Annotated in this window: 26 protein-coding genes; 14 read left to right on the top strand and 12 right to left on the bottom strand. The window is 71.5% G+C overall.

All coding sequences use genetic code 11. The features are described from left to right. Nucleotides 1-18: 18 nt before the first annotated feature. A complete protein-coding gene (gene msrB / locus ACZ6SA_RS10200) occupies nucleotides 19-420 on the bottom strand; it encodes a peptide-methionine (R)-S-oxide reductase MsrB (RefSeq protein WP_347646766.1) in 402 nt (133 codons plus the stop codon). 326 nt (nucleotides 421-746) lie between these two features. Here msrB and ligD point away from each other — a divergent pair, with 326 nt between their 5' ends. Then, nucleotides 747-1,754 carry a non-homologous end-joining DNA ligase gene (gene ligD / locus ACZ6SA_RS10205; RefSeq protein ID WP_347646765.1) on the top strand — a complete coding sequence of 336 codons (1,008 nt, stop codon included), beginning with the start codon at nucleotides 747-749 and terminating at the stop codon, nucleotides 1,752-1,754. 81 nt (nucleotides 1,755-1,835) lie between these two features. Here ligD and ACZ6SA_RS10210 read toward each other — a convergent pair whose 3' ends face one another. Continuing rightward, nucleotides 1,836-2,645, bottom strand: coding sequence for an MBL fold metallo-hydrolase (locus ACZ6SA_RS10210; protein ID WP_465827469.1), 810 nt, complete (start codon nucleotides 2,643-2,645; stop codon nucleotides 1,836-1,838). 179 nt (nucleotides 2,646-2,824) lie between these two features. Between ACZ6SA_RS10210 and ACZ6SA_RS10215 the strand changes: the two genes are divergently transcribed. After that, nucleotides 2,825-3,283, top strand: a complete 459-nt coding sequence (locus ACZ6SA_RS10215; RefSeq protein ID WP_465827471.1) for a hypothetical protein — start codon at nucleotides 2,825-2,827, stop codon at nucleotides 3,281-3,283. A 1-nt stretch (nucleotide 3,284) separates the two neighbouring features. Next, complete coding sequence (locus tag ACZ6SA_RS10220; RefSeq protein WP_465827473.1) at nucleotides 3,285-3,971, top strand: class F sortase; 687 nt, start codon at nucleotides 3,285-3,287, stop codon at nucleotides 3,969-3,971. Here the strand turns inward: ACZ6SA_RS10220 and ACZ6SA_RS10225 are convergent, their stop codons facing one another. Continuing rightward, nucleotides 3,972-6,419, bottom strand: a complete 2,448-nt coding sequence (locus ACZ6SA_RS10225; RefSeq protein ID WP_465827475.1) for an acyl-CoA dehydrogenase family protein — start codon at nucleotides 6,417-6,419, stop codon at nucleotides 3,972-3,974. Nucleotides 6,420-6,712: 293 nt separating this feature from the next. On the opposite strand from ACZ6SA_RS10225, the gene ACZ6SA_RS10230 reads away from it, so the two are divergent. The 4 genes from ACZ6SA_RS10230 (at nucleotide 6,713) to ACZ6SA_RS10245 (ending at nucleotide 8,529) form a co-directional block, all read left to right on the top strand. Further along, entirely contained in the window at nucleotides 6,713-7,072 is a 360-nt protein-coding gene (locus ACZ6SA_RS10230; protein ID WP_465827476.1) for an RNHCP domain-containing protein, read from the top strand. Continuing rightward, nucleotides 7,072-7,470 (top strand): RNHCP domain-containing protein, encoded by a 399-nt coding sequence (locus tag ACZ6SA_RS10235; RefSeq protein ID WP_465827478.1) that lies wholly within the window; start codon nucleotides 7,072-7,074, stop codon nucleotides 7,468-7,470. The genes ACZ6SA_RS10230 and ACZ6SA_RS10235 overlap by 1 nt, the downstream gene beginning before the upstream one ends. An 81-nt stretch (nucleotides 7,471-7,551) precedes the next feature. Continuing rightward, the gene (locus ACZ6SA_RS10240; protein ID WP_465827480.1) at nucleotides 7,552-8,061 is read left to right on the top strand and encodes an alpha/beta fold hydrolase; all 510 of its coding nucleotides are present in this window, start codon (nucleotides 7,552-7,554) and stop codon (nucleotides 8,059-8,061) included. A 78-nt stretch (nucleotides 8,062-8,139) separates the two neighbouring features. After that, a complete protein-coding gene (locus ACZ6SA_RS10245; RefSeq protein ID WP_347646757.1) occupies nucleotides 8,140-8,529 on the top strand; it encodes a VOC family protein in 390 nt (129 codons plus the stop codon). A gap of 41 nt (nucleotides 8,530-8,570) precedes the next feature. Here the strand turns inward: ACZ6SA_RS10245 and ACZ6SA_RS10250 are convergent, their stop codons facing one another. Together ACZ6SA_RS10250 and ACZ6SA_RS10255 are read right to left on the bottom strand one after the other, a co-directional pair. Further along, entirely contained in the window at nucleotides 8,571-9,446 is an 876-nt protein-coding gene (locus tag ACZ6SA_RS10250; protein ID WP_465827482.1) for a tetratricopeptide repeat protein, read from the bottom strand. A 19-nt stretch (nucleotides 9,447-9,465) separates the two neighbouring features. After that, nucleotides 9,466-10,899 (bottom strand): aldehyde dehydrogenase family protein, encoded by a 1,434-nt coding sequence (locus ACZ6SA_RS10255; protein ID WP_465827483.1) that lies wholly within the window; start codon nucleotides 10,897-10,899, stop codon nucleotides 9,466-9,468. A 167-nt stretch (nucleotides 10,900-11,066) separates the two neighbouring features. On the opposite strand from ACZ6SA_RS10255, the gene ACZ6SA_RS10260 reads away from it, so the two are divergent. Beyond that, nucleotides 11,067-12,110: a class I SAM-dependent methyltransferase gene (locus ACZ6SA_RS10260; RefSeq protein ID WP_347646754.1), complete on the top strand. Its 1,044-nt coding sequence runs from the start codon at nucleotides 11,067-11,069 to the stop codon at nucleotides 12,108-12,110. Between the two features lie 48 nt (nucleotides 12,111-12,158). Here ACZ6SA_RS10260 and ACZ6SA_RS10265 read toward each other — a convergent pair whose 3' ends face one another. Beyond that, complete coding sequence (locus tag ACZ6SA_RS10265) at nucleotides 12,159-13,088, bottom strand: U32 family peptidase (RefSeq protein ID WP_465827485.1); 930 nt, start codon at nucleotides 13,086-13,088, stop codon at nucleotides 12,159-12,161. Nucleotides 13,089-13,292: 204 nt separating this feature from the next. On the opposite strand from ACZ6SA_RS10265, the gene pgeF reads away from it, so the two are divergent. After that, on the top strand, nucleotides 13,293-14,000 hold the full coding sequence (gene pgeF, locus ACZ6SA_RS10270) for a peptidoglycan editing factor PgeF (RefSeq protein WP_347646752.1): 708 nt from the start codon (nucleotides 13,293-13,295) through the stop codon (nucleotides 13,998-14,000). Here pgeF and ACZ6SA_RS10275 read toward each other — a convergent pair. The 5 genes from ACZ6SA_RS10275 to ACZ6SA_RS10295 all read right to left on the bottom strand — a co-directional run bounded on the left by ACZ6SA_RS10275 (nucleotide 13,997) and on the right by ACZ6SA_RS10295 (nucleotide 18,983). Continuing rightward, complete coding sequence (locus ACZ6SA_RS10275; protein ID WP_347646751.1) at nucleotides 13,997-14,344, bottom strand: hypothetical protein; 348 nt, start codon at nucleotides 14,342-14,344, stop codon at nucleotides 13,997-13,999. The two genes, pgeF and ACZ6SA_RS10275, sit on opposite strands and share 4 nt — an antisense overlap. Nucleotides 14,345-14,370: 26 nt before the next feature. Then, the gene (locus ACZ6SA_RS10280; protein ID WP_465827487.1) at nucleotides 14,371-15,555 is read right to left on the bottom strand and encodes an ATP-dependent DNA ligase; all 1,185 of its coding nucleotides are present in this window, start codon (nucleotides 15,553-15,555) and stop codon (nucleotides 14,371-14,373) included. Next, nucleotides 15,539-16,270, bottom strand: coding sequence for a pyrimidine reductase family protein (locus ACZ6SA_RS10285; protein ID WP_347646749.1), 732 nt, complete (start codon nucleotides 16,268-16,270; stop codon nucleotides 15,539-15,541). Before ACZ6SA_RS10285 ends, ACZ6SA_RS10280 begins: the two co-directional genes overlap by 17 nt. A gap of 55 nt (nucleotides 16,271-16,325) precedes the next feature. Further along, nucleotides 16,326-18,446: a glycogen debranching protein GlgX gene (gene glgX, locus ACZ6SA_RS10290; RefSeq protein WP_465827489.1), complete on the bottom strand. Its 2,121-nt coding sequence runs from the start codon at nucleotides 18,444-18,446 to the stop codon at nucleotides 16,326-16,328. Between the two features lie 111 nt (nucleotides 18,447-18,557). Next, the gene (locus ACZ6SA_RS10295) at nucleotides 18,558-18,983 is read right to left on the bottom strand and encodes an OsmC family peroxiredoxin (protein ID WP_347646747.1); all 426 of its coding nucleotides are present in this window, start codon (nucleotides 18,981-18,983) and stop codon (nucleotides 18,558-18,560) included. 179 nt (nucleotides 18,984-19,162) lie between these two features. Here ACZ6SA_RS10295 and ACZ6SA_RS10300 point away from each other — a divergent pair, with 179 nt between their 5' ends. The 4 genes from ACZ6SA_RS10300 to ACZ6SA_RS10315 all read left to right on the top strand — a co-directional run bounded on the left by ACZ6SA_RS10300 (nucleotide 19,163) and on the right by ACZ6SA_RS10315 (nucleotide 22,146). Further along, on the top strand, nucleotides 19,163-19,720 hold the full coding sequence (locus tag ACZ6SA_RS10300; RefSeq protein WP_347646746.1) for a sigma-70 family RNA polymerase sigma factor: 558 nt from the start codon (nucleotides 19,163-19,165) through the stop codon (nucleotides 19,718-19,720). Then, nucleotides 19,720-20,613, top strand: a complete 894-nt coding sequence (locus tag ACZ6SA_RS10305) for a maleylpyruvate isomerase family mycothiol-dependent enzyme (RefSeq protein ID WP_465827491.1) — start codon at nucleotides 19,720-19,722, stop codon at nucleotides 20,611-20,613. Before ACZ6SA_RS10300 ends, ACZ6SA_RS10305 begins: the two co-directional genes overlap by 1 nt. 302 nt (nucleotides 20,614-20,915) lie before the next feature. Then, nucleotides 20,916-21,311 (top strand): hypothetical protein, encoded by a 396-nt coding sequence (locus tag ACZ6SA_RS10310; protein WP_443151210.1) that lies wholly within the window; start codon nucleotides 20,916-20,918, stop codon nucleotides 21,309-21,311. 247 nt (nucleotides 21,312-21,558) lie between these two features. Then, on the top strand, nucleotides 21,559-22,146 hold the full coding sequence (locus tag ACZ6SA_RS10315) for an HD domain-containing protein (protein ID WP_347618137.1): 588 nt from the start codon (nucleotides 21,559-21,561) through the stop codon (nucleotides 22,144-22,146). A 6-nt stretch (nucleotides 22,147-22,152) separates the two neighbouring features. On the opposite strand, the gene ACZ6SA_RS10320 is transcribed toward ACZ6SA_RS10315, so the two are convergent. Next, the gene (locus ACZ6SA_RS10320) at nucleotides 22,153-23,502 is read right to left on the bottom strand and encodes an ankyrin repeat domain-containing protein (RefSeq protein WP_465827493.1); all 1,350 of its coding nucleotides are present in this window, start codon (nucleotides 23,500-23,502) and stop codon (nucleotides 22,153-22,155) included. A 177-nt stretch (nucleotides 23,503-23,679) separates the two neighbouring features. On the opposite strand from ACZ6SA_RS10320, the gene ACZ6SA_RS10325 reads away from it, so the two are divergent. Next, nucleotides 23,680-24,399 carry a DUF1707 SHOCT-like domain-containing protein gene (locus ACZ6SA_RS10325; RefSeq protein ID WP_465827494.1) on the top strand — a complete coding sequence of 240 codons (720 nt, stop codon included), beginning with the start codon at nucleotides 23,680-23,682 and terminating at the stop codon, nucleotides 24,397-24,399. Nucleotides 24,400-24,420 lie beyond the last annotated feature (21 nt).

The raw sequence follows: 24,420 nt of genomic DNA on the forward strand, positions 1-24,420 counted from the left end.
CGCGGTGTCGTTATGTGATCACCCCTTGGGTTCAAGGGTAAGGGAGATCGAGTTGATGCAGTACCGATCATCGGTCGGCGTCGCATAGCCCTCGCCGTGGAACACGTGCCCCAGGTGCGAGTCGCACCGGGCGCAGCGCACCTCCGTGCGCACCATCCCGAGGCTGCGGTCCTCGATGAGCTTCACCGCCTCGGAGGCGGACGGTTCGAAGAAGCTCGGCCAGCCGCAGTGCGACTCGAACTTCGTGTCGGACCGGAAGAGCTCGGCGCCGCAGGCGCGGCACGAGTAGACCCCTTCGGTCTTGGTGTCGACGTACTCCCCCGTGAACGGGCGCTCGGTGCCGGACTCCCTGAGGACCTGGTACTCCTCGGGGGACAACTGGGCCCGCCACTCGGCCTCGCTCTTGACGACCTTGTCCATGTCTCCAGAGTACGACTTCCGGCAAAAAGAGATCTCCGCCGGGGAAGCATCCTTTCTGGTGCGAATTCGCGTCTTTGTCGGCAAGGGGGTGTTCATCGCCTCCTGCCAAGGGGTGAGATCGTCCGCGGATCCCACCGAGCGGCACAGCCCACGCCCGTGCTGGCGCCGCCGGGGGATCGCCACGGCCGGCCGGGTGGCGCGCCAGCGCCCGGAACGGCGGCGGACGGTCTGGCGGCCCGTCCCGTCGAGCCCTCGGTCCCGCCACCGAGGAGGCTCCGGGACGGGCCCACCCCGCCTTGTCGGAGGAGGGGAGTAGGTTCTGTGGCATGGCATCGCCGTACATAGAACTCGAGGTGGGGGAGCGGACCGTCAAGGTCACCAACCCCGACAAGGTCTATTTTCCTGGGATCGGCGCCACCAAGCGGGAGCTGGTGGAATATTACGTGAGCGTCGGGGAGGGAGCGCTGCGGGCGCTCAAGGACCGGCCCACCAACCTGAAGCGCCACCCCGACGGCGTGCAGACCGACGCGATCTACCAGAAGCGCATGCCGCCCCGGCATCCCGACTGGCTCCAGCCGGTCACGGTGACGTTCCCGAGCGGGCGCACGGCTCAGTCGCTGCGGGTCACCGAGGTGGCCGCCATCGCCTACTGCGCCAACCTCGGCACCATCGACTTCCACCCGTGGCAGGTGCGCGCCGCCGACACCGAACACCCCGACGAGCTGCGCATCGACCTCGACCCACAGCCCGGGCTGGAGTTCGACGCGGCGCGCGAGGCCGCGCTCCTCACCCGCGAGGTGCTGGCCGACCTGGGGATGGACGGGTTCGTCAAGACGTCGGGCAACCGCGGCGCCCACATCGCCGTGCGCATCGAGCCGCGCTGGGACTTCATCCAGGTGCGCCACGCCGGCATCGCCCTGGCCAGGGCCGTGGAGGAGCGTGATCCCGGCCTGGTGACCACGGCGTGGTGGAAGGAGGAGCGCGGCGAGCGGGTGTTCATCGACTACAACCAGAACGCCAGAGACCGCACGGTGGCCAGCGCCTACTCCGTCAGGGCCCGGCCGCACGCGCCCGTCTCGACGCCGCTCACCTGGGACGAGCTGGCCGACGCCGACCCGCGCGACTTCGACATCCGCACGGTGCCCGCCCGCTTCGCCGAGCTGGGCGACGTGCACGCGGGCATCGACGACCGCGCCTACTCCCTCGCGCCCCTGCTCGACCTCTACGCCCAGGACGACCGCGGCGACATGCCCTACCCGCCCAACTACCCCAAGATGCCCGGCGAGCCGATGCGGGTGCAGCCGAGCCGGGCCAGGTCCGGCAAGGAGGAATAGAGCACGCGCCCAGGCCGTGCGGCCGGCTCGTGGAGGGGAACGTCGGCCGGCTGCGGCGCCCGGCCGGTGTGTCGTGACCGATCAGCGTACGAGGTGGTGCGGGACCAGCTCGCGCACCTCGCCCCTCTCCAGGTAGACGACCTTGCCGGACAGTCCGGCCTGCTCGATGTGGTGGCGGAAGTCGTCCAGCGGCGAGCTGAACACGGTGTAGTCGTCGTAGTGCACGGGCACGACGGTGTGCGGACGGATCAGGTCCACCCAGGCGGCACCCTGCTCGCCGTCCATGGTGACCAGCATCGTGCCGAGCAGCTTCGTGCCGCCCAGGTGCACGACGGCCAGGTCGATGTCGGGGAAGCGGCGCGGGATGGCGTCGAGGTGGCGGTCGAGCAGGGTGTCGCCGCTGATGTGCATGGTCAGTTCCACCCGCTCGTCCCGGTTGCAGAACTCCAGCATCGTGCCGATCACCGGCGGCAGCAGTGCCTCGGCCGGGCCCGGCGCGTGTCTGGCCGGCAGGGCGGTGATCTTCACCAGGCCGCCGGGGCCGTGCAGCTCGTGCTGCTGCCACTGCTCCAGCCCCACGCTCGCGCGGAAGCCGCCGCGACGCAGCCGACCGGCCGCCGCGGTCGTCGTGATGATCGGCGTCGCCTTGTCCAGGCCCTTGCGAGCCACCCGGTCCCAGTGGTCGCCGTGCATGTGGGACAGCACCACCGCGTCGAGCGGCGGCAGATCCTCGATCTCGACGGCGGGGTCGGTGAGGCGGCGCGAGGCCAGACCGTAGCCGAGGTAGGCGAGCTGTCCCCGGTGCAGGAAGTTGGGATCCGTCAGCAGCGTGAAGCCGTTGTAGCGGATCAGCACGGTCGCGTTGCCGATGAACTGCAGGCTGCCCTTCACGGCGGCTCACCCCTGACCTTCGTCCCCTTTACGGCCTTTTCTCCTGCCACCCCAGAAAGATCCCAAACCCTCCGTGTCCGGTCGGTTTCACTTCGATCACATAACTTGACTCCCGATCTAATAGTTCGCAAGGCTCTCTTGTGCATCGGGGGACGTCCAACCGATCTTGGAGCCTTCACATGGCAAGAGCGCGACGTCTCGTGGCCGGCGCGATGGCCGCCTTCGCGATCGCGGGCGCGGGCCTGGCAGCAGGCCTCAGCCCTGCCTCGGCGGCCGCCTCGTCCGACGATCTGCTGCCGGTCGAGCTGCCCACCTGCCTCCTCCCGCTGCCGATCCTCTGCGACGAGCCCTCCGGCGATCCCGTGCCCGAGCCGGGGCCGGACGAGCACGGGGCCGAGGAGTCCTGGTCGCACGAGCCGAAGCCGGCCGATTCCTGGCCGGGAACGGTGGAGTCCGGCGACCCCTGGCGTCCGGCCGCCGAACACGAGCACCGGGTTCCCGAGGGGCATCCGGAGACCGGTGGCGGCGCGCTCGCGCCGGGCGGGCCGGTGTGGCCGTTCGCCCTGGGCGGGACGGCGCTGCTGGCCGGGGCCGGGCTGGCCGGGCTCGCCATCCGGCGCCGCAGGGGTGTCGCCTAGGGTGGCCGGACCCGCGGAGGGCCGCGCGCCGGGACAGCGGTCGATCGTGCTGGTCGCGACGGTCGTGTCGCTGGCCGGAGTGCTGCTGATCGGGCTCGGGCTCAGCGGCATCGTGGGCGACCGGCCGGAGCCCGCCGCCGTACGTCACGAGTCGCCGGCACCGACCAGCGGCGTGCTCCTCAAGGACGTGCCGCTGTCCGAGGTGGCCGAGCCCATGCGGGCCGCCCGGCCCACGGCCGTCTACATCCCGTCCATCGGTGTGGCAGCCCCGCTCATGGAGCTGGGCCTGGACGCCGGCGGCGCCATCGAGAACCCGCCGTTCGACCCGCCGAACCGGGCCGGCTGGTACCGCTACGGGCCCGTCCCCGGCCAGCGCGGCGCAGCCGTGATCACCGGCCACCTGGACACCAGGACCGGCCCCGCCGTCTTCGCGAGCCTGAAGAAGGTCAGGCGCGGCGACCAGGTGCAGGTGCTGCGCGCCGACCGCTCGGTGGCCGTCTTCGTCGTCGACAAGGTCGAGCACACCCCGAAGCGCCGCTTCCCCGCGAAGAAGGTCTACGCCAGGCTCTCCTACCCGGGGTTGCGGCTGGTGACCTGTGGTGGGGCGTTCGACCGGCGGGCGCACAGCTATGAGGACAACACGATCGTGTACGCGCACCTGGCGGCGCCGTACTATCCCGGAAGCTGATCACGGGTCGCGCGGCAGGCCGAGCGCGCGCTCGGCGACGATGTTGAGCTGCACCTCCGTCGTGCCGCCCCCGATCGTGAACGCGCGGGTGGTGAGGATCATGCGGTTCCAGTGCCGGTCCGCCGGGGCCAGCGACCAGCAGAACTCCGAGATCGCCTGCGCGTGCCGCATGCCGAGCAGCTTGCGCACGCTGGACACGGTCCCCGGATCCCCGCCGGGCACGCGGCGGCTCGATCCGGCCCGGTCGCGGCCGGCGGCGGACAACTTCTGGAGGGTGGCGCGCAGGCCGAGCGCCGAGATGGCCTGGCCCTCCGCCCACAGCCGGCCGGCCTGCTCCCGCCGCGACTGCCGGAGCGGGGGCAGCCTCGTGATGAGCTCGGCCATGTCGGTGTGCTGGGAACCCGGGCCCCACGAGTCGCCCAGCGCGACGCGTTCGTGGGAGAGCGTGTCGCGGGCCACCCGCCAGCCCGCATCCACCTCGCCGACGACAAGGTCGTCCGGTACGAACACGCCGTCGAGGAAGACCTCGTTGAAGACCTCCGCCCCGTTGATCTCCTTGAGCGGTCGTACGGTGATGCCCGGCGAAGCCATGTCCACCAGAAAGTACGTGATGCCGTCATGTTTTGATTTGTCGGGAGAAGTCCGGGCCAGGCAGATGCCCCAGTGGGCGTGCTGCGCGAGGGACGTCCAGATCTTCTGACCGGTCAGCGCCCAGCCGCCCTCCACCCGGGCGGCCTTCGTGGACAGCCCGGCCAGGTCGGATCCCGCGCCCGGCTCGCTGAAGAGCTGGCACCACACGATCTCTCCGGCGAACGTGCCCGGCAGGAAACGTTCCTGCTGCTCGCGGCTGCCGTACCGGACGACGGAAGGGACCGCCCAGGCGGCGATGCCCAGGTTCGGCCGCCCGAGGTCGCGGAACTCCTGGTGGATGATCACCTGTTCGAGCGGTGTGGCGTCCCTGCCCCACGGCCGGGGGAGGTGCGGCATCATCCAGCCTTCTCGCGCGAGCCGGTCGCGCCGTTCCGCCGGGCTCGCCGCGCGCAGCGACCGGGCCTGCGCCCTGATGGTGTCCCTGACGGCGGCGGCCTCCTCGGGCAGGTCCGGCTCCATCCGGCGACGTGCCCCCGACACCGCGAGCCCGGCCACCTCCTCGGCCCACGGCCCGGGATCTCCCGCCAGCATCCGGCCGGACAGGGCTCGGCGGTAGTAGCGGTGCGCGTCGTGCTCGAAGGTGTAGCCGATGCCGCCCAGCACCTGGATCGTGTCCGCCGTGCACCGTACCGCCGCATCCGGCCCGAGCACGGCCGCCACCCCTACCGCCAGCCTGACCTCGCCCCCAAGGGCAGGCACCCCACCGTCCCCTCTCGCGTCGGCCCTGCTCGCGTCGTCGCGGTTCGTGTCACTGCGGGCCGCGCCGTCCATGGTCCGGGCGCCGTCCATGGCTCTGGCGGCATCCCACACGGCGGCACGGGCCTGCTCCAGAGCCACCAGGGCGGCGGCCACCCGGTGTTTGACTCCTTGGAACTGCCCGATGGGCCGCCCGAACTGCTCGCGCACCTTGGCGTGCTCGGCCGCCGTCGTGACCGCCCACGCGGCGACGCCGCACGCGTCGGCCCCGAGCAGCACCGCCGCGATCTCCCGTACCGGTACGCCGTCCAGCACCCGCCCGGCAGCCATCCGGTCCGCGGGCATGGAACGGCCCGCCGGCCGGTCGTTCGCCGTCGGGACGGAGGGGACCGGGCCGTCGACCGTACGGCCGGCGGGTGCGGCCCGCACGGTGACGGAACAGTGCTCCCTGTCGAGATCCACGCCGTCCACGGGCTCGGCGACGACGCCGGCGCGGTCCAGCACCGCCCATGTGCCTCCGCCGGCCGGGACGAGGAAGAGGTCGGCCGTCGCCGGCCCCAGCGCGAGAAGGCCACTGCCGGCGGCCGGCCCCGAGGTCGGCCCCGAGGTCGGCCCCGAGGTCGGCCCCGAGGTCGGCCCCGCGGCCGGTCGGTCAGGCCCCGCGGTCGGTTGGTCAGGCGTCGCGGCGGCGGCCAGCCGGGTGGGTGAGACGGCTGCGGGCGGTGTGGTGGAGGGCGGTGTGATGGGGGGCCTTGAAATGGGGGGCCTTGAAATGGGGAGCACGACGGTGGCGGTCGAGGAGCCGTCGGCGAGTGCCCGGAGCAGGTCCTGTCCTTCGCCGTACCCGCCGGCGCCCGCCCAGGCGAGCGCCGCCGACACCACGACCGTCGGCAGGTAGGCGCCGGTGACCCGCTGTTCGCCCAGCGCTTCGAGGGCGACGCACAACTCCAGCAGCCCGTATCCCTGTCCGCCCACCTCCTCGGGCAGGTGCAGGCCCAGCAGGCCCTGACCGGCCAGCGCGGCGTGGCCGGACGACCGCCCGGCGAACCCTCGTACGGAGTCGGCGAGCGCCTGGTGTTCCTCGGTCAGCCCGATGCCCATGCGCACGAATCTAGAACGTTATTCGGCCGGCGAAAACCATTCGCGGCCGCCGGGCCACGACCGTTACTCTCGCTGCTGTCCTGACAGTGACGTCTGTGGGCCGCCGTGCCCAGGAAACGGGGGGGATGAATGCCTGCCGTCGCGCCACGCGCGCCTCGCCGTACCACGGGCGGCTCCTGCTTCTGAGGTCTGCTCTGACCTGCCGGACCGCCTGCCGTATCCAGCGTGCCCGCGAGGCCCGCTTGGCGCACCTTGCTGCTCTTTCGTGATCCATTCGGCAAGGAGTTCCCAGGTTGTCCACCCATCGTTCCATCACGACCACTGAGACGTTCCCATGCGTGCGCTGCGGCCTGACCGTGGCCGCGAACGCGCCCGACGGCACCCGGCGCAACCACTGCCCGAGCTGCCTGCACTCGCAGCACGTGCTCGACCACGTGGAAGGCGGCCCGTCGGAGTGCGGGTCGCGGATGATCCCGATCTCGATCGCCGTCCTGCGCACCGGCGACTGGATGCTCATCCACCGCTGCACCAGGTGCGGTGAGCTGACGTCCAACCCCATCTGCGGGGACGACAACCAGCTCATCCTCATGCGCATGGCCGTACGCCCGCTGGCGCAGCCGCCGTTCCCGCTCGAAGCGTTCGGCGACCTCTGATGCCGCGCAGGAGAACGGAGCGTGAACGGCCGCAACGGCGCAAGGCACACCATCGGGCACCCGGCGACGCGTTCCGCTGCGTCGGGTGCCGCCTCGACGTGCCGCTGATCGCGCCGGGCACCGCGCACCGCAACCACTGCCCGCACTGCCTGACCAGCCTGCACGTCGACCACCGGGTCCCCGGCGACAGGCGGGCCGCCTGCCGGGGCCGGATGGCGGCGCTGAGCGTCAGCGTCCGCCAGGACGGGGAGTGGCTGATCATCCATCACTGCCAGTCCTGCGGCGAGCTCAGCGCCAACCGCATCGCGGGCGACGACAACGCGCTGGCGCTGCTGCGCATCGCCATCCGCCCGCTGTACGACACCCGCCTGCCGGTCAGCGCCCTGCTGGCCCTCTGACGGGTCCGCGACCAGGGCCTCCGTACCTCGCCCTTACGGAGGCCCCCGCGTCCTGCCGGCCCGTGGCATCAGGCTTCCCTCGTGGTCAGCGAACACGATCTGAACCTCGGCGACGGCCGCACCCTCCACGTGTATGACACGGGCCCGGCAGCGGCCGGCGATGGGCCGGTCGCCGACGAGCTGGGCATCGGCAGGTTCGCGGTGATGGGCCATTCCGGGGGCGGCTCGCACGCTCTGGCCTGCGCGGCCCTGCTGCCCGATCGGGTACGGGCCGTGGTCGACGTGTCAGGGCCGGCCCCGTACGGCGCGCAGGGTCTCGACTGGTTCGCGGGCATGTCGGTTTCCGGCCGGGCGTCCCTGCGCGCCGCCGTCATGGGCCGCGCGGCGAAGGAACGGCACGAGGCGGCGGCCGCATACGACCCGGAGATGTTCACCCCGGCGGATCACGACGCGCTGGGCGGCGACTGGTCGTGGTTCGGCAGCGTGGTCGGGCCGGCGGTGGAGCTCTGGCTGCTTTCCGGTGAAGGTCACATCTCCGCCCTGCGCACCGGCGAGGCCGCCCTGGAATGGCCGGCCGCGCACGCCGCGTGACCCCGGCGCGGCTCCCCCGGCAAGCCGGGCTACCCGGAGACGGGGCTTCCGGCGGTGAGGGCGGGTAGAGGCAGGGGCATGGAGGTGCTGAGCAGCCGGATCCTGCTGCGGCCGAACGATCTCGACCGCAGCCGCCGCTTCTACGCCGAGACGCTCGGGCTGGCCGTCTACCGCGAGTTCGGCCCGCCCGACCATCCGGGTGTCGTGTTCTTCCTCGGCCAGGGGTTCCTGGAGCTGTCCGGCAGTGGCAGTGGCAGTGGCGGAGGTCCGGGGATGTCGCTCTGGTTGCAGGTGCGCGACGTGGCGGCCGAGGAGGAGCGGTTGCGGCGGGCGGGAGTGACCGTCCTGCGCGAGGCCCGCACCGAGCCGTGGGGGCTCATCGAGACGTGGATCGCCGACCCCGACGGTCATCGCATCGTGCTGGTGCAGGTGCCGCCCGGCCATCCCCTGCGCCGCGACCCCCGCTGACCAGGTCCGGTCGCCGAAGCCGCCGAACTGAGTCGCCGAACTCAGTCGCCGAACTCCAGGTGCAGGGCCTGGGAGAAGTCGGCCACCGCCTCCTCGTGGCGGTCCAGCTCCTGCAGGATCTCGCCCCGCACCCGGTAGGCCCAGATGTAGTCGGCGTCCAGCTCGATCGCCCGGTTCAGGTCCTTCAACGCCGCCTCGTCGTCGCCCATCTCGCTCAGCACGGCGCCCCGGCTGCCGTAGGCGCGGTCGTTCTCCGGGTCCAGCTCCAGCGCGCGGTTGAGGTCGGCCAGCGCCTCGTCGTACCGGTCGGTCATGCGGTACGCCTCGCCCCTCCTGCTCAGCGCGCGCACGTACTCGGGGTCGGCCTCCAGCGCCTTCGTGTAGTCGTCGATGGCCTCGGCGTACAGGTTGATCCGCTGGTACAGGTCGCCGCGGGCCACCCAGGAGTAGGCCAGGTCCTCGTCCAAGGCGATGATCTTCGCGTGCTCGGCCAGGGCCTCGTCGATCCGGTCCAGGCCCACTAGGGCGTCCGCCTTCGCCTCCAGGATCCACAACGAGCCGGGGGAGAGGGTGAGCGCGTGCTCGAAGTCGGCCATGGCGTCGTCCAGGCGGTCGAGCGCGGCGTAGGTCTGGCCCCGCGAGCCGAGGGCGTACGCGCTGTCCGGCTCCAGCTTCAGCGCCTCGTCGAAGTCCTCCAGCGCGGCGTCGTACCGTTCGATGATGCGGTGGCTCTCGCCGCGCAGCCGCCAGGCGCGGGCGTTGTCCGGCGCCAGCGTGATCGCCTCGGTCAGGTCCGCGATCGCGGCGTCGTGCCGCGACAGGGCGATGTACGACTCCGCGCGGCTGCGCAGCACCGACGCGCGCGACCGGGCGGCCGCCTCCGACAGCCCGGACTCTTCCTTGATCCCCTCGCTCATGGGAGGTAAATCTATCCGACTAGATCTGGATAATGGCCGCCTTCTCGCGGGTGAACTCGAGCACCGAGTCGTGGCCGTACCCGCTGTCCTTCACGCCGCCGAACGGGAGCCCCGGCGGCATCTGGCGGAAGGTGTTCACCCACACCGTGCCGCTGCGCAGATCGCGCACGAAGCGGTGCGCGCGGCCGAGGTCGCGCGTCCACACGCCGGCCGCCAGCCCGTACGGAGAGTCGTTCGCGATGGCCAGCGCCTCCTCGTCCGACCCGAACGGGATGGCCACCGCCACGGGCCCGAAGATCTCCTCCTGGCAGACGCGCAGGGCGTTGTCCGTGGTGGTGTAGAGGGTGGGCTCGACCCAGTAGCCGCCGGGCAGGCCGGGCACCACGTCGGCGCCGGTCCGGCCGCCGAAGACGCGTTCGGCGCCCTCCTTCTCGGCCAGTTCGAGGTACGACGTCACGCGCTCGTACTGGCCGGCGGAGACGATCGGCCCCATCGTGGTCCGCAGGTCGAGCGGGTCGTCCAGGACGAGGCCCGCGCAGATGTGCTTGATGCGGCCGAGCATCTCGTCCCAGATCGAGTGGTGGACGAGGATGCGCGAGCCGGCCACGCACACCTGGCCGGCGTTGCCGGTGTACACGGAGTTCACGGTCACGCCCTGGGCGGCCGCGTCCAGGTCGGCGTCGGGGAAGACGATGTTGGGCGACTTCCCGCCCAGCTCGAACGTCATCGGCTTCAGCGCGTCGGCGGAGGCGCGCGTGATCGCCTGGCCGGTCGCGGTCGATCCGGTGAGGCTGACCTTGCCGACGCCGCGGTGGCGCACGAGGGCGTCTCCGACGTCCTCGCCCAGGCCGCTGACGATGTTCAGCACGCCGGGCGGGAACACGTCCGCGAGCAGCTCGCCGAGTCGCAGAACGGAGGCGCTCGCCTGCTCCGCGGGTTTGACGATGACCGTGTTGCCGGCGGCCAGCGCGTAGGCGGCCTTGGCCGAGAAGGTCGAGATGGGGGAGTTCCACGGGATGATGCAGACCACCACGCCGTAGGGCTCGCGCCGGGTCAGCCCGAACGAGTCGGGGCCGAGCAGGACGGTGTCGCCCTTGACCGCGTCGAGGCACTGCCCGGCGGCGAGTTGCCACAGGTACGCCATGCCCGGCAGGTCCCGTTTGAGGGTGTCGCGCAGGATCCTGCCGTTGTCGCGGGTCTCCAGCCGGGCCAGATCCCCGGCGTGGCGGCCGAACAGCTCGGAGACCTTGCGCAGGACGTGTGCCCTGGCCGCGGCGGGCAGGCTCGACCAGGCGGGCGACGCCTGCTCGGCCGCCGCCACGGCGGCCTGCGCCTCGGCGGCGCCGCCGGCCGGGATGCGGGCCCACACCTCGCCGGTGGCCGGGTTGACCGAGTCGATCGTCCGGGTGGCGGCCACCAGCTCGCCCCCGATGAGATTCCGATAGTCAGCCACGCGCCCAAGCATATGCTTGCTTGGATAGGGAGGCCAGCGCGACGGACGGAAGGCACGTACGCCAAAGATCACGTAAAGCGCTCGAACCTGGACGCATTAGGTCGTCTCCGTTAGGGCAGAACGCCCGCAGGGTGGTGGAGATGACAAAAAAATTGCTAGGTCGACTGATGTACGGCAAACGGTACAACCGCGTTCCCTGGGGCCAGCGGGTCTACGTCCGGCCCGGTGAGCGGCTGATCAGGGAGGTGCAGTGGAAGCGGCTGATCAGGAACGCCCCGATCATGCCGCTGGCCGACTATGAGCGCAGCAGGCCGCTGGGCGAGATCGAGGAATTCCTGACCTGCATGATGTGCGGCGAGTCCCGCCAGCAACCGCTCTTCGAGCCCACCGGAGGCAACGGCTGGCGCTATCACGTCGTCCGCTGCCCCTCCTGCGGCTTCCTCTACCGCAACCCGAACGTCCGCCCCGAACGCCTCGGCGACCTGTACGCCACCGGCTACAACTCGTTCCTGACCGGCAAGTACGCCGCCAACCGGCAGCGCCGCTACGACCTGACCATGAAGGCGTTCTCGCCGGTCTTCGACGAGGGCAAGGAGCGGCGGCTGCTCGACTTCGGCTCGGGGGTCGGCCTGTTCCTCGAACTGGCCGAGCAGCGCGGGTTCGAGGCCTTCGGGGTGGACCTGTCGCCCGAGTCCGTCGCCCAGGCGAACGAGCGGCTCAGCAAGGCGAGAACCTTCCACGGCGCGCCCGAGGACGTGCCGGAGATCGCCGCAGGCGGGTTCGACGTGATCACCCTCTGGTCGGTGCTCGCGCACCTGCCCAGGCCGCTGGACGACTTCGCGAAGTTCCGCAGCCTGCTCGCACCCGGCGGGGTGCTGCTCATCCTGACCGTCAACGCCCGGTCGCTGCTGCTCAAGGCGTACGGGAACGGGTGGAGCGGCTTCACCAAGAACCACCTGATGTTCTACTCCTCCGAGACCGTGCCCACGCTGCTGCGCCGCACCGGCTTCGCGGGCGTCGCCTTCGCCCCGCACTACGGCGACACGATCGAGGCGGGCACCACCGCCCTGCCGGAGGACCTGCGCCGGCGGCTGCGCCGCAACGTGGAGCTCAGCGACGGCGGCAACATGATGCGCGTGCTGGCCTTCGCCGACGAGGAGGCGATCGGCCGCTGGGGCGGCGGCCCGCTCACGGTCCACCGGTTCGGCTGAACCGCCGCCGCACGGCCATCGGCTCGGGACGTGCCGCCCTGGGGCCGCTCAGATCACCGGCACGCCCAGGTCGGCCGCGGGCCCGCCGGCCGGCCGCTGCAGCTCGGGGTCGAGCTGCTCGATCAGCCGCCGCACCAGCGCCGCCCGGCGCACCCGCTCGCGGCCCAGCTCCTTCGGCACCACGCCGAGGTGCCCGCCCGACGGGTAGATGTTCGGTGCGTTCCGCAGCCCCATCTTGAGATAGACAGGGGCCGCGGCGCGTACGATCTCGACCGCCTCGTAGAAGCGTACGAACCCGCCCTGGTCGTCGGGCACCTCCAGGTAGAGGTCGATCGGCAGCCGGGTGGCGGCCCTGATCTCGGCCAGGTGCGGCACGGTCAGGTCGGTGCCGACGTTGACCGTGGTCGCGCCCAGGCGCTCGTAGACCGCCGCGGTGGGCGCGTTGGTGAGCGGCATCAGCACGGACGTCTTCAGCACCAGGCCGGCCGGCAGCGTGCCGTCCTCCTTGAGCTCCCGCAGCACCTCCAGCACGCCCAGGTCGCCGACGAGCAGGCTGCGGATGCCGAGCGAGCAGGCCCGCAGGGCGTCGGCCACGCACGCCGCCACCATGGCGTTCCCGCGCGCCGCCGCGCTCACGGCCTGCGTCAGCTTGGCCTGCCCGCCCGTGTCCCAGGCGGCCCTCGGGCCGAGGAACAGGTTCACCTCCATGCCGCGCTCGGCGCCGATCCGCGCCATCCGCGCGATCTCGGCGTCGGTCAGCATCATCACGCCGCTGCCCTGCGAGGTCCTGGCGACCGGCACGCCGAGCCTGTCGGCCTCCGCGACGACCGCCTCCAGCACCTCAGGCCCCTCGACGCTGGGGATCTCGAACCGGTAGGGGGCGCCGTCCGCGAACCGGGCCGCCGAGGGGACGGCGGCCCGCACCACCGGGTGCCCGAGCCCGGCCATCAGCGCGTGCAGGTCGGCGAGGCTGGTCATCGGGGTCTCCTCCCGCGTAGCTCCGCGCCCGGCCGGTGCCGCCCTGGCCGGTCCGCGGGTCCATGTGGCCGGCCGCTTTACGCACGGGCGGCCGGTGCGCCGTGCCGGGGGAATCCCAGGTCCGTACGCGCTGCCACGGTAGCTCACCTGCCGCGCGGGCGGCCGGAGCGTCCCGCCGCCCGGCCCTGCCTCTAAGATCGAGGCATGCTGCTGGCCCCTGGAGTGCATGTCGCCGTCACCGATCGGCACGGAGGGGTCAGCGCCCCGCCCTACGGTTCGCGCAATCTCGGCGGGATGGTCGGCGACGATCCGGCGGCCGTGCGGGCCAACCGCGCGGCCCTGGCGGCCGAGCTGCGGGTGCGCGCCGTGGTCTTCATGCGCCAGGTTCACGGCACCGACGTCGCCTTCGTGAGCGAGCCGTTCGGCGACGAGCCGCCCGCGCTCGACGGGGTGTTCACCACCGAGCCGGGGCTGGCGCTGGCCTCGCTCGGGGCGGACTGCCCGGCGGTGCTGGTGGCCGACCCGGTGGCGCGGCTGGTCGGCGCCGCGCATTCGGGCCGCCCGGGCACCGAGGCGGGCATCGCGACCGCCCTGGTGGAGGCGATGGCGGGCAAGGGCGCCGACCCGGCGCGGATGGTCGCGCTGGTAGGGCCGGGCGCCTGCGGCCGCTGCTACGAGGTGCCGGCCGAGCTGCGCGAGCGGGTGGCGGGGAAGGTGCCGCAGACGTGGTCGACGACGTCGTGGCAGACGCCCGCGCTCGACCTGCGCGCCGGGATCGAGGCCCAGCTGCGGGCGGCGGGGGTGGCGGACGTGCGCCATGACGCGCGCTGCACGATCGAGTCGGAGGAGCTCTATTCCCACCGCCGGGAGGCGCCCGGCGGCAGGTTCGCCGGGCTCATCTGGCTGGCCTAGCCCTTCTTGCGGGAGCCGTTGAAGAGCGCGTTCACGATGATGATGCCGAGCCAGACCGGGATCAGATAGGACGCGCGGGCGTCTCCGAGCAGCACGAACACGAGGGTGAGCAGTGTGCCCAGGCTGAGCGAGACGATCGCCAGGGCCAGCCGCTGCGCGTCGCTGGGGCCCGAGGCGGGGGCCGGCTGCCGGCCCTGCGGCGACGCGGCCAGGCGCTCGTCCACCCTCCGGTCGATCTCCTGGCCCATCTTGTCGAGGAACGACTCCACGACGGCGTCTTCGAAGTCAGGCCCGAGATCGCGGCGGGCGGACACGGCTGCCTTCAGCTCATCGCCAGTAGTCATGTATCGAGATATAACGGGATATTCGATTAGCGGGCAAGGATAGCGTCAAGGTTGTAACTAACTGGACGCTCAAGCTGCTCGTACGTGCACGAATCGGGCGTGCGATCGGGCCGCCACCGCCGCCACTGCGCGGTGTGCCGGAACCGGTCGCCCTCCATCTGGTCGTAGGCCACCTCGATCACCAGCTCCGGTCGCAACGGGATGAAGGACAGATCCTTCTTGGCGTTCCACCGCGACACCGCGCCGGGCACCCGCTGCCCGCCCGTCGCGGGCCCGGCGGCCGGCTGGCCGGCGTTGGCCGCCGCCTGCTCGGCCCAGTGGCCCCACGGATGCTCGCTCAACTCCGCGATGTACGGTTTGAGCTCCTCGACCAGCTCGGCCCTGCGCGCCATGGGGAACGACGCCGCCACGCCCACGTGGTGCAGCCGGCCGTCCGCGGCGTAGAGGCCGAGCAGCAGCGAGCCCACGATCGGACCCGACTTGTGCTCGCGGTAGCCGCAGATGACGACGTCGGCCGTGCGCTCGTGCTTGACCTTGAACATCGTGCGCTTGTCGGGGATGTAGGGCTGGTCACCCGGCTTGACGATGATGCCGTCGAGACCCGCGCCCTCGAACGTCTCGAACCACTCGTGCGCCTGCTCGTCGCTCGTCGTGACGGGGGTCAGCCGGATCGATCCGCCCTTCGCGGGGAAGAGGCCCTCCAGCCGGGCGCGGCGCTCGGAGAACGGCGCCTCCATCAGCGACTCGTCGCCCAGGGCCAGCAGGTCGAACGCGACGAACTGGGCCGGCGTGCGCTCCGACAACATCGTCACCCGCGACTTGGCGGGATGGATGCGCTGCTGCAGCGCGTCGAAGTCGAGCTGGGAGCCCATCGGCAGGACGATCTCGCCGTCGACCACGCACCGGTCGGGCAGCTCGGCCCTGGCCGCCTCGACCAGCTCGGGAAAGTAGCGGGTGAACGGCCGCTCCTTGCGGCTGCCCAGATAGACCTCGTCGCCGTCGCGGAAGATGATGCAGCGGAAGCCGTCCCACTTCGGCTCGTAGAACAGCGTGCCGTCCTGCTTCGGCATGGTCTTGACCGGCTTGGCCAGCATCGGCGGCACCGGCGGGCGCACCGGCAGGTTGGGCACCGGCTCCGGCTCCTCGGCCGCGACGGCGCCGGTGGCCGGCCCGGTGGTCGGCCCGGTGGTCGGCTCAGTGGGCTCGCTCATCAGTGCTCCTCGTGTACGTGCAGAAGAGAACGCCCTCCTCCTCCAGCACCTGGCTGAGATCGAGGGAAACCTCCGCGGGCTCGCCGTTGAGTATGCGGGCCGCGCCGCCTCCGACCAGCATCGGGCTGATCGACAGGCACAGCTCGTCGATCAGCCGGCAGGCCGAGAGCTGGGCGTTGACGCGGGGGCCGCCCTCGCACAGGATCCTGGTCAGCCCGCGCTGGTGCAGCTCGGCCATGGCCAGTGGCAGGTCGACCTCGTCGTCGCCGGCGACGACGAGGTCGCAGTGCCGGGCCGCCGCCTTGCGCCGCTCGCGGGGCGCGGCCTCGCAGGTGATCACGATCGTCCGGCTGGGCGCGTCGGTGAACAACTCGGCGTCGAGGTCGAAGCCGAGGCCGCGGGTGATGACGGCGATCGGCGGCACCTCGGGCCGGCCCTCGCGGAGCTCGGCCCACCAGTCGCGCGGCGGCACCGGGCCGTAGCCTTCGGTGCGGACGGTCGCGGCGCCCGCGACGATCACGTCGGCCAGCCCGCGCAGGGTCTGGAAGATCCGCCGGTCGCCCTTGCTCGACAACCCCCGTGAGCGGCCCTTCAGCCAGGCCGCGCCGTCGGTGCTGGCGACCATGTTGACGCGCAGCCACGGCCGGTCACCGGGGTAGGCGTACGCCTGCGCGATGTCCGGGTTGTCCTGTATGTCGGGATAGATGCGCCGCACTCCTCTACCTTGGCACACCCCACCGACAATCGGCTCGCGGAGGTTTCCGCCCTCGTCAGGCGTGCCGGCGCGGCTGGCGGAGCACCTGGAGCGAGCGTGCCGTGACCGCCACCAGGTCGCCGGCCCGCCACTCGTCGGCGAACGTGTCCTCCACCGTGTCGTGGTTGGTGTCGAGCACCGGCAGCCATCCGCCGCCGAACTCCTCGCCGGGCAGCGTGAACGACATGTTCTCGTGGTGGGCGTTGATCAGCAGCAGGAACGAGTCGTCCACGATCCGCTCGCCGCGCGGCCCGGGCTCGGTGATCGCCTCGCCGTTGAGATAGACCATCAGCGACTTGGCGTAGCTGATGTGCCAGTCGCCCGCCGTCATCTCGCGGCCGCCGGGGGTGAGCCAGACCAGGTCGCGCTTGCCGTTGTCGGGGTGGCGGCCGTGGAAGAACCTGCGGCGCTGGAAGACCGGGTGCTCGCGGCGCAGCTTGGACAGCGCCCTGACGAAGTCGAGCAGCTCGTGCTCGGTCTGCAACATCGACCAGTCGACCCAGGCCAGCTCGTTGTCCTGGCAGTAGGCGTTGTTGTTGCCGCGCTGGGTGCGGCCGATCTCGTCGCCGTGGGACAACATCGGCACGCCCTGCGACAGGAACAGGGTGGCCAGGAAGTTGCGCCGCTGGCGGCGGCGGAGCGTGACGATCTCCGGATCCTCGACCGGCCCCTCCGCCCCGCAGTTCCACGAGCGGTTGTCGTTGGTGCCGTCGCGGTTGTCCTCGCCGTTGTCGGCGTTGTGCTTGTGGTCGTACGAGACCAGGTCGGTGAGGGTGAAGCCGTCGTGGCAGGTGACGAAGTTGATCGAGGCGACCGGGCGGCGGCCGGAGGACTCGTAGAGGTCGGCGGAGCCGGTCAGCCGGGAGGCGAACTCCGGCAGCGCGGAATGTGTGCCCCTCCAGAAATCCCGTACGATGTCGCGGTATTTGCCGTTCCACTCCGTCCACAGCGGCGGGAAGTTCCCGACCTGGTAGCCCCCCGGCCCCACGTCCCACGGCTCGGCGATCAGCTTGACCTGCGAGATCACCGGATCCTGCTGGATCAGGTCGAAGAACGCGCTCAGCCGGTCGACGTCGTGCAGTTCCCTGGCCAGCGCGGAGGCCAGGTCGAAGCGGAACCCGTCGACGTGCATCTCCAGCACCCAGTAGCGCAGGGAGTCCATGATCAGCTGCAGGGCGTGCGGCGAGCGCACGTTGAGGGAGTTTCCGCAGCCGGTGTAGTCGAGGTAGTAGCGCCGGTCACCGTCGTGCAGCCGGTAGTAGGCGGCGTTGTCGATGCCCCTGAACCCCAGGGTGGGGCCCATGTGGTCGCCCTCGGCGGTGTGGTTGTAGACCACGTCGAGAATGACCTCGATGCCCGCCTCGTGCAGCGCCCGCACCATCGCCTTGAACTCCAGCACCTGCTCCCCGCGCGTGCCGCCGCAGGAGTAGCGGCCGTGCGGCGCGAGGTAGGCCATGGTGTTGTAGCCCCAGTAGTTCGTCAGCCCGCGCGCCACCAGGAAGTGCTCGGGGATGTAGTGGTGCACGGGCATCAGCTCGACCGCCGTCACCCCGATCGACAGCAGGTGCTCGATGACCGCCGGATGCCCCACAGCCGCGTACGTGCCCCGCAGGTCCGGCGGCACGCCGGGGTGCCGCATGGTGAGCCCCCGCACGTGGGCTTCGTAGATCACGGTCTCGTGGTACGGCGTGCGCGGCGGCCGGTCGTTGCCCCACTCGAAGAACGGGTTGATCACGACGTTCTTCGGGAGGTAGGGGCCGCTGTCCTCGGTGTTGCGCCGGGAGGGATCGGTGAAGTAGTAGGGGAACAGCGCCTGGTTCCAGGTCAGCTCGCCGTCGATGGCCTTGGCGTAGGGGTCGAGCAGCAGCTTGGCGGGGTTGCACCGGTGACCCTGCGACGGTTCGTACGGCCCGTGCACGCGGTAGCCGTAGCGCTGCCCCGGCTGGACGCCCGGCAGGTAGCCATGCCAGACGAACCCGTCGACCTCGGGCAGGTCGACCCGCTCCTCGGTGCCGTCGTCGTGAAAAAGGCATAGCTCGACCCGGTCGGCGACCTCTGAGAACAGCGAAAAGCTGGTGCCAACGCCGTCCCAGGTGGCGCCGAGTGGATAGGGCTCGCCCGGCCAGACCTCGCGCATGTGAACTGATTGTCGCACGTTGAAGCGGTTTTGGTCCTGCACTGAGCCGATCGCCCTTCGTACCGGGCCGGCCGCGCGCGTGGGCGCGGCCAGGCCGACCCGGGGCGGAGGCTAGAGGAGCTCGGCGTTGAGCGAGATGGTGGTGCCCGCCAGGGCCTTGCTGACCGGGCAGCCGGCCTTGGCCGTCTCGGCGGCCTGCTGGAACTGCTCGGCCGTGATGCCGGGGACGTGCCCCTTCACCGTGAGCACGATGCCCGTGATGCCCTCGCCGGGCTGGAACGTCACGTCGGCGCTGGTCCGCAGCGACGTGGGGGGCGTGCCGGCGCCGGCCAGCCCGTGGGAGAGCGCCATCGAGAAGCAGGACGAGTGGGCGGCCGCGATGAGCTCCTCGGGAGACGTCTTGCCGCCCGCCGCCTCGGCCCTGGACGGCCAGGAAATCTCGAAGGCGCCGGCGCCCGACGAGTCGAGCGAGACGCTGCCCGAGCCGTCGAGCAGAGCGCCCTCCCACTGGGTGGTGGCGGTGCGCGTGGTGGCCATGGTGGTGCTCCCTCCGTCGTGGATCTCCGAAGCTACCGCGCGCCGGATCGAGCCCCGAGGAGGCGCGCACCGGCACGGGGGACATTCGCTGGTCATCCAGCTCTACATTTCTCGCGAATAGTGACATGCTCGGGTCGCGGCGCACGTGCCGCCTTGATCCGGATTTATACGGGAGTGTGGTGCCAGTGGAGGCACCGTACGACGACCGCGTGCTGCACCAGCGGGTGGTCGGCGGCGACGAGTCCGCTCTGGGGGAGATCTACGACCGGCTCTCCTCGCTGATCTTCGGTCTCTCCCTCCGGGTCACCAGGGATCGGGTGATCGCCGAGGACATCACGCAGGAGGTGTTCCTGGTCTTCTGGGAACGTCCGCTGGCCTACGATCCGGAGCGCGGGCCCCTGCGTGCCTGGCTGGCCACGATCGCGCACCGGCGCGCGGTCGATCACGTGCGCGCGGAGGAACGGCGCCGGGTGTCGGCGCTGGGGCCGCGGTTGTTCGAACGCGAGCCCGCCAGGCCGGAGGACACCGTGCTCGCCGCCGACGAGGCCGAGCGGGTGCGGCAGGCCGTGACGTCGTTACCCGGCAGCCTGCGGGAGGCACTCGAGCTCGCCTATTTCGGCGGCAGGACCTACCGGCAGGTCGGCGAGGAACTCGGCATGCCCGAGGGCACGGCGAAATCGCGCATCCGGCTGGCGTTACGGCGCCTGGCGGACGCGCTCGCGGAGGAAGAGGTGTGATGGACCCCGTCGAGCGTCTTTACCTGGACGCGCTGATGGCGGACCCGGCGGTGCCGGCCCACTCGTTGCGTCCCCAACTCCTGGCCGGCGCGAGGGCCCGGCGCAGGCCCGCGGCGCCCACCGCGGCCTGGGCGGAGCCGTACGCGGGCCGGGTCGCCGCCATGGACGCCCTGCTGGCCGAGGCGGCCGGCGACGACTGGTCGCGCGTGATCGTCGAGGGCTGGACCCTGCAGGAACTCGTCGCCCACCTGGCCGCCAAGGACGGTCTGCTGGCCGCCTCCGTCGGCGCTCCCGTGCTCGGACCGCCCATCGGCACGGCCGACGCGCCGGCCCGTACGCGTGATCTGCAGGCCTACGAGCGGTCACGCAGCCCCGAGCAGACGCGCAGGGACTGGCGCGCCCAGGCGGACGCGCTCTGCCGGCACCTGGCGGGCCTGGATCCCGCGACGGCGGCCACGCTCGACGGCCTGGAGACAGGGCTGGGCGACCACGTCCTCGGCCGGAGCCTGGAGACCTGGATCCACACCGCCGACGCCGCGGCGACGGCCGGGGTCCGCCTGCCCGACCCGATCGCGGAGCACATCCACCCGACCGCCGACCTGTGCGCCCGCCTGCTGCCCTGGACGATGCTCCTCTCGGGGGCGGACGGCGGCGCGGGACACACCCTGCACCTCACCTTGACGGGCGACGGCGGCGGCGAGTGGCGCATCCCCCTGGGCGTGGAGGAGACGGCCCCGGGCACTCCCGACGTCAGCATCACGGCGGACGTGGTGGCGTTCTGCTTCCTGCTCGGGGGCAGGGGAGACCCGGCCGCCTTCCCGGCGGAGCTGGGCGGTGACCTCGCCCTGGCCAGGGACGTCCTGACCGCCGCACCCGCTCTGTCCGGCCCGTAGCCGGGCTCGTCCCGGCGGACGCGGCCGTGGGGCTCAGGAGATCATCCTCGTGCCATGCCCACCGGCGGGCAAACAACGGCGAAAACCTTGTTGAACGATCTCTCCTCCGGAGTCCTTTGATTTGACGCGTTGTTTGGGTTCATGGGGTTAAACGAGAATCCGTTCCTGGGTAAGTCTGCCTCTGTCCGGGCACTCGATCATGATGGGTACCGGATTTTCTGGGTCGAACTACCCATGGACGGAAAAGAATGCACGAGAATACAGAAAGTCGGCAACCGAGCGCGCCGAGAAAAAGGCGCATCATGTCAGTGGCTCTGGCCGGCGCGGCCGCCGGCGTCATGCTCCTTCCCGTGAGTCAGGGGATCGCCGGCGCGAGCGCAGGCGCTGCCGTCGCCTCGGCCGGGGTCGGGGCCGTCGCGGGAGAGAAGCCGGTGCTCGGGTGCAAGCGTCACTGCAACCGCTGGCCCAGGGGTCCCTGGTGGGGCGGTCGCCATCACCACCACCACGACGATCACCACCACCACCATCGCAAGTTCCGTCACAAGCGCCACCATGACGACCGGCCGGTCCGGCCGCGGATCGTCGTGGTGACGCCGACGCCTACACCGTCCCCGACGCCTACGAAGACGGACAGGCCGCGCTACGACGACAACGAGGGCGGGTTCGACTTCTTCGACTGGTGGCCGGTCGACCAGTAGCGCCCGCGGTGGGCGGTATCATCACCGCCTCCGAAGGAAAGGACGAATGCCGTGGCCGGATGGCCAGCCGCGGCATTCGTCTATTTATTCAATGAAAAGTGCGGATAATGCGGGCGTGGGGTGAAATATGGCCAGAGGTTGTTGCGAATCTGGTCGGACTCCATCATCCTGATTAATCCTTGGCGGACGGCTCAGATCCAGGCCTGCTGGCCGGCCGGGCCCGCCGCGCACGACGAGAGGGGGCCACATGACTGACGACGTGATGGGAGACGTGACGGGCCTGGCCGGGCTGCTGTACGAGTTCGGGCTGCTCAAGCGCTACAAGAGGACCGGGTGGCTGGTCGCGGGCGTACGCGACCCCGAGAGCATCGCCGAGCACTCGTTCCGCGCCGCCGTCATCGCGGGCATGATCGCCAAACTGGAGGGCGCGAATCCGGAGCGGGCCGCGTTCATGAGCCTGTTCCATGACACGCAGGAGACCCGCATCACCGACATCCCCTACATCGGCAAGCGCTACCTCAAGGCGGCCTCCAACGAGGACGTCACCGCCGACCAGGTGCGGGGCGTGTCGGCGGAGGTGGCGGACATGGTGGGCGACGCGGTCGCCGAGTACGAGGAGAAGGCGAGCCTCGAGGCCGTCTGCGCACGCGACGCCGACAAACTGGAGTGCCTCATCCAGGCGGTCGAATATCGGGAGCAGGGGCACCAGAACGTGCAGGGCTGGATCGACAGCTCGCTCGCGGCGATCAAGACCACGACGGGGAAGCGCCTGGCGGAGGAGGCGTTGAGCACGGGGACCCTGGAATGGGTGACCCGCGTGCTCAACGGCGACTGACCGCGCTCACCCGGCTGCCGGCGGCTCGGTGACGAGGTCTCTGGCGTATTCGTCGTCGCTCTCGGCCAGCACCCGCTCCGCCCCCTGCGCCGCCCGCTCGTCGCCGCGGGTCGCGAGCCCGCGCGTGGCCTCGGCCACCGCACGCAGGTTCGTGTCGGTGAGCCGGGCCGCCAGCGCCTCCCGGATGGCGGGCGTGTCGGCCGACAGGCCCGCGAGCCCGGCCGTGGCCCAGTCGCGGATGCCCGGGTCGTCGTCCTGGGTCATCTCGATGAGCAGCGCGAGACCCTCCTCGTGGTCCGGCGGCAGCACGTCGGCCAGCGCGATCGCGTCGGTGATCGTCCGCGTGTGCCCGGGACGCCCGAGGATGTCCAGCACGTACGGCAGCGCCCTCGGATCGCCCTGGTGGCCGAGCGCGGCCAGGACCGAGCGCAGCACCTGCGGGTTGCCCTCCGTGGTGACCATCTTCTCCAGCAACGGCAGCGTCCTGTCGGCGTAGGGCTTCTCGTCCTCGGTGACGCCGAACTGGGCGATGGCGTCCACGCCGAACTCGCGCTCCCTGGCGTCCTCGCTCACGCACAGCCGGGACAGCGCCTCGTAGGTCTCCTCGTCGCCGCGCTTGGCCAGCGAGTCGGCGACGATCCACCACGTCTCGGCGTCGTCGTCGAGGTCGCGGTGCGCCACGGCCCGCGTCACGAGCCGGTCGACCGGCTCGTGGACGCCCGTCGCCTCCTCCAGCAGGGTCGCGACGGCCGCGTGCCCGCGCTGCGCCTGCACCTGCTCGGTCTGCGTGCCGTCGGGCGAGCGGCCGGTCACGGTGACCAGCTCGGTGCCGTCCCTGGTGTGCTGGCGGGTCACGGTGTGCTCCCAGCCCTCCTGCTCGATCTGGTCGAGCAGGGCGCTCTCCAGGTGCACGCCCACCCAGTCGGCCGCGATGTCGAGCGGCGTGTCGCCGTCGCCGTCGTACTTCTCGGCGTCGGCGTCCGCCGCCAGCAGGACCTGCACCACGCCCAGCGCGCCGCGCCTGGCGGCCAGCGACAGCGGGGTGTCGCCGTCGTCGTTGGTCGCGTCGACCGCGGCGCCCGCCTCGATCAGCACCCGGGCGGTGGCGGCATGCCCGTTGGCGGCGGCCCACAGCAGCGCCGTCCAGCCGCCGGTCTCCCTGCCGTCGACCTCGGCCCCGGCCGTCAGCAGCGTCGTGGCCACCTCGGCGCGATCCCAGGCCGCGGCCGCGCACAGCGGCAGGCCCTCCTCCTCGCCCTCGCTGGGCGTGTTGGGGTCGGCGCCGCCGGCCAGCAGCTTGCCCACGGTCTCGGAATCGCCGTTCAACGCCGCGCGGTAGAGCTGTTCCTCATGCATGACAGGGACCCTAGCCTGGTCCGGCCGCGCCCCGGACCATGCCAGGGCCCCGTGTCATGGCGTGGTACGCGTCCCGGCCTCCGGAGGTTCGGACTCCAGGGCAACGTGCATGGTCAGTGGCGAGACAGTTTCCTCCCGGAGAGCGCGACGGTGGACAAGTCGCGATATGTTGCGAGTATGACTGATCCGGGTGAGGTCCGCGCGTCGGACGCCGAGCGCGAGGCCGTCGTCGAACAACTCCGTATCGCCTCGGTGGAGGGCAGGCTCACGCTCGCCGAGCTGACCGACCGCACGGAGGCCGCGTACACCGCGGCCACGCACGCGGAGCTGGCCCTGCTCACCCAGGACCTGCCCGCGGGCGGCGCGCCCGCGCCCGCGTCGCCGGCCCCGACGGGACGCAAGCGGCGCTGGTTCGTGGGCATCATGGGCGACTCCAAGCGGCGCGGCACCTGGCGGATCGACAAGGAGCTCGGCGCGGTCGCCGTGATGGGGGACGTGGTGCTCGACCTGCGCGAGGCGGAGGTGCGTACGAACTCGGTCGACATCATGGCCGTCTCCGTGATGGGCGACGTGAAGATCATCGTGCCGGACGGGGTGAACGTGGACCTCGACGGCGTCGCCATCATGGGCGACAAGAAGGTGGACGTCCTGGAGGGCGCCCAGGGAGCGAACGTGCCCGTCGTGCGCGTGCAGGCGTACGCCGTGATGGGCGACGTCAAGGTGGTCGGCGACTCGCGCGCGAAGCCGATCAAGCGCAAGCTGTCGGCCTGGCGGGAGCACTGGCGGATGTTTCACGGAGAGGACTGGCGCGAGCTGGGCAGGCAGCTCCGCCACGAGACCCGCGAGCTGAACCGGCAGGTGCGCGACATGAACCGCGACCTCGGCCGGGGCTACTGACCCCGCTGCTTGATCGGCTGC

It is taken from the genome of Nonomuraea sp. NPDC049378, from assembly GCF_055586745.1.

What these genes read in the sequence shown, in the direction of transcription:
- msrB (WP_347646766.1), bottom strand. Translation starts at nt 420, where the DNA reads ATGGACAAGGTCGTCAAGAGCGAGGCCGAGTGGCGGGCCCAGTTGTCC.
- ligD (WP_347646765.1), top strand. Translation starts at nt 747, where the DNA reads ATGGCATCGCCGTACATAGAACTCGAGGTGGGGGAGCGGACCGTCAAG.
- ACZ6SA_RS10215 (WP_465827471.1), top strand. Translation starts at nt 2,825, where the DNA reads ATGGCAAGAGCGCGACGTCTCGTGGCCGGCGCGATGGCCGCCTTCGCG.
- ACZ6SA_RS10225 (WP_465827475.1), bottom strand. Translation starts at nt 6,419, where the DNA reads ATGGGCATCGGGCTGACCGAGGAACACCAGGCGCTCGCCGACTCCGTA.
- ACZ6SA_RS10235 (WP_465827478.1), top strand. Translation starts at nt 7,072, where the DNA reads ATGCCGCGCAGGAGAACGGAGCGTGAACGGCCGCAACGGCGCAAGGCA.
- ACZ6SA_RS10245 (WP_347646757.1), top strand. Translation starts at nt 8,140, where the DNA reads ATGGAGGTGCTGAGCAGCCGGATCCTGCTGCGGCCGAACGATCTCGAC.
- ACZ6SA_RS10250 (WP_465827482.1), bottom strand. Translation starts at nt 9,446, where the DNA reads ATGAGCGAGGGGATCAAGGAAGAGTCCGGGCTGTCGGAGGCGGCCGCC.
- ACZ6SA_RS10260 (WP_347646754.1), top strand. Translation starts at nt 11,067, where the DNA reads ATGTACGGCAAACGGTACAACCGCGTTCCCTGGGGCCAGCGGGTCTAC.
- ACZ6SA_RS10265 (WP_465827485.1), bottom strand. Translation starts at nt 13,088, where the DNA reads ATGACCAGCCTCGCCGACCTGCACGCGCTGATGGCCGGGCTCGGGCAC.
- pgeF (WP_347646752.1), top strand. Translation starts at nt 13,293, where the DNA reads ATGCTGCTGGCCCCTGGAGTGCATGTCGCCGTCACCGATCGGCACGGA.
- ACZ6SA_RS10275 (WP_347646751.1), bottom strand. Translation starts at nt 14,344, where the DNA reads ATGACTACTGGCGATGAGCTGAAGGCAGCCGTGTCCGCCCGCCGCGAT.
- ACZ6SA_RS10280 (WP_465827487.1), bottom strand. Translation starts at nt 15,555, where the DNA reads ATGAGCGAGCCCACTGAGCCGACCACCGGGCCGACCACCGGGCCGGCC.
- glgX (WP_465827489.1), bottom strand. Translation starts at nt 18,446, where the DNA reads ATGCGCGAGGTCTGGCCGGGCGAGCCCTATCCACTCGGCGCCACCTGG.
- ACZ6SA_RS10295 (WP_347646747.1), bottom strand. Translation starts at nt 18,983, where the DNA reads ATGGCCACCACGCGCACCGCCACCACCCAGTGGGAGGGCGCTCTGCTC.
- ACZ6SA_RS10305 (WP_465827491.1), top strand. Translation starts at nt 19,720, where the DNA reads ATGGACCCCGTCGAGCGTCTTTACCTGGACGCGCTGATGGCGGACCCG.
- ACZ6SA_RS10310 (WP_443151210.1), top strand. Translation starts at nt 20,916, where the DNA reads ATGTCAGTGGCTCTGGCCGGCGCGGCCGCCGGCGTCATGCTCCTTCCC.
- ACZ6SA_RS10315 (WP_347618137.1), top strand. Translation starts at nt 21,559, where the DNA reads ATGACTGACGACGTGATGGGAGACGTGACGGGCCTGGCCGGGCTGCTG.
- ACZ6SA_RS10320 (WP_465827493.1), bottom strand. Translation starts at nt 23,502, where the DNA reads ATGCATGAGGAACAGCTCTACCGCGCGGCGTTGAACGGCGATTCCGAG.
- ACZ6SA_RS10325 (WP_465827494.1), top strand. Translation starts at nt 23,680, where the DNA reads ATGACTGATCCGGGTGAGGTCCGCGCGTCGGACGCCGAGCGCGAGGCC.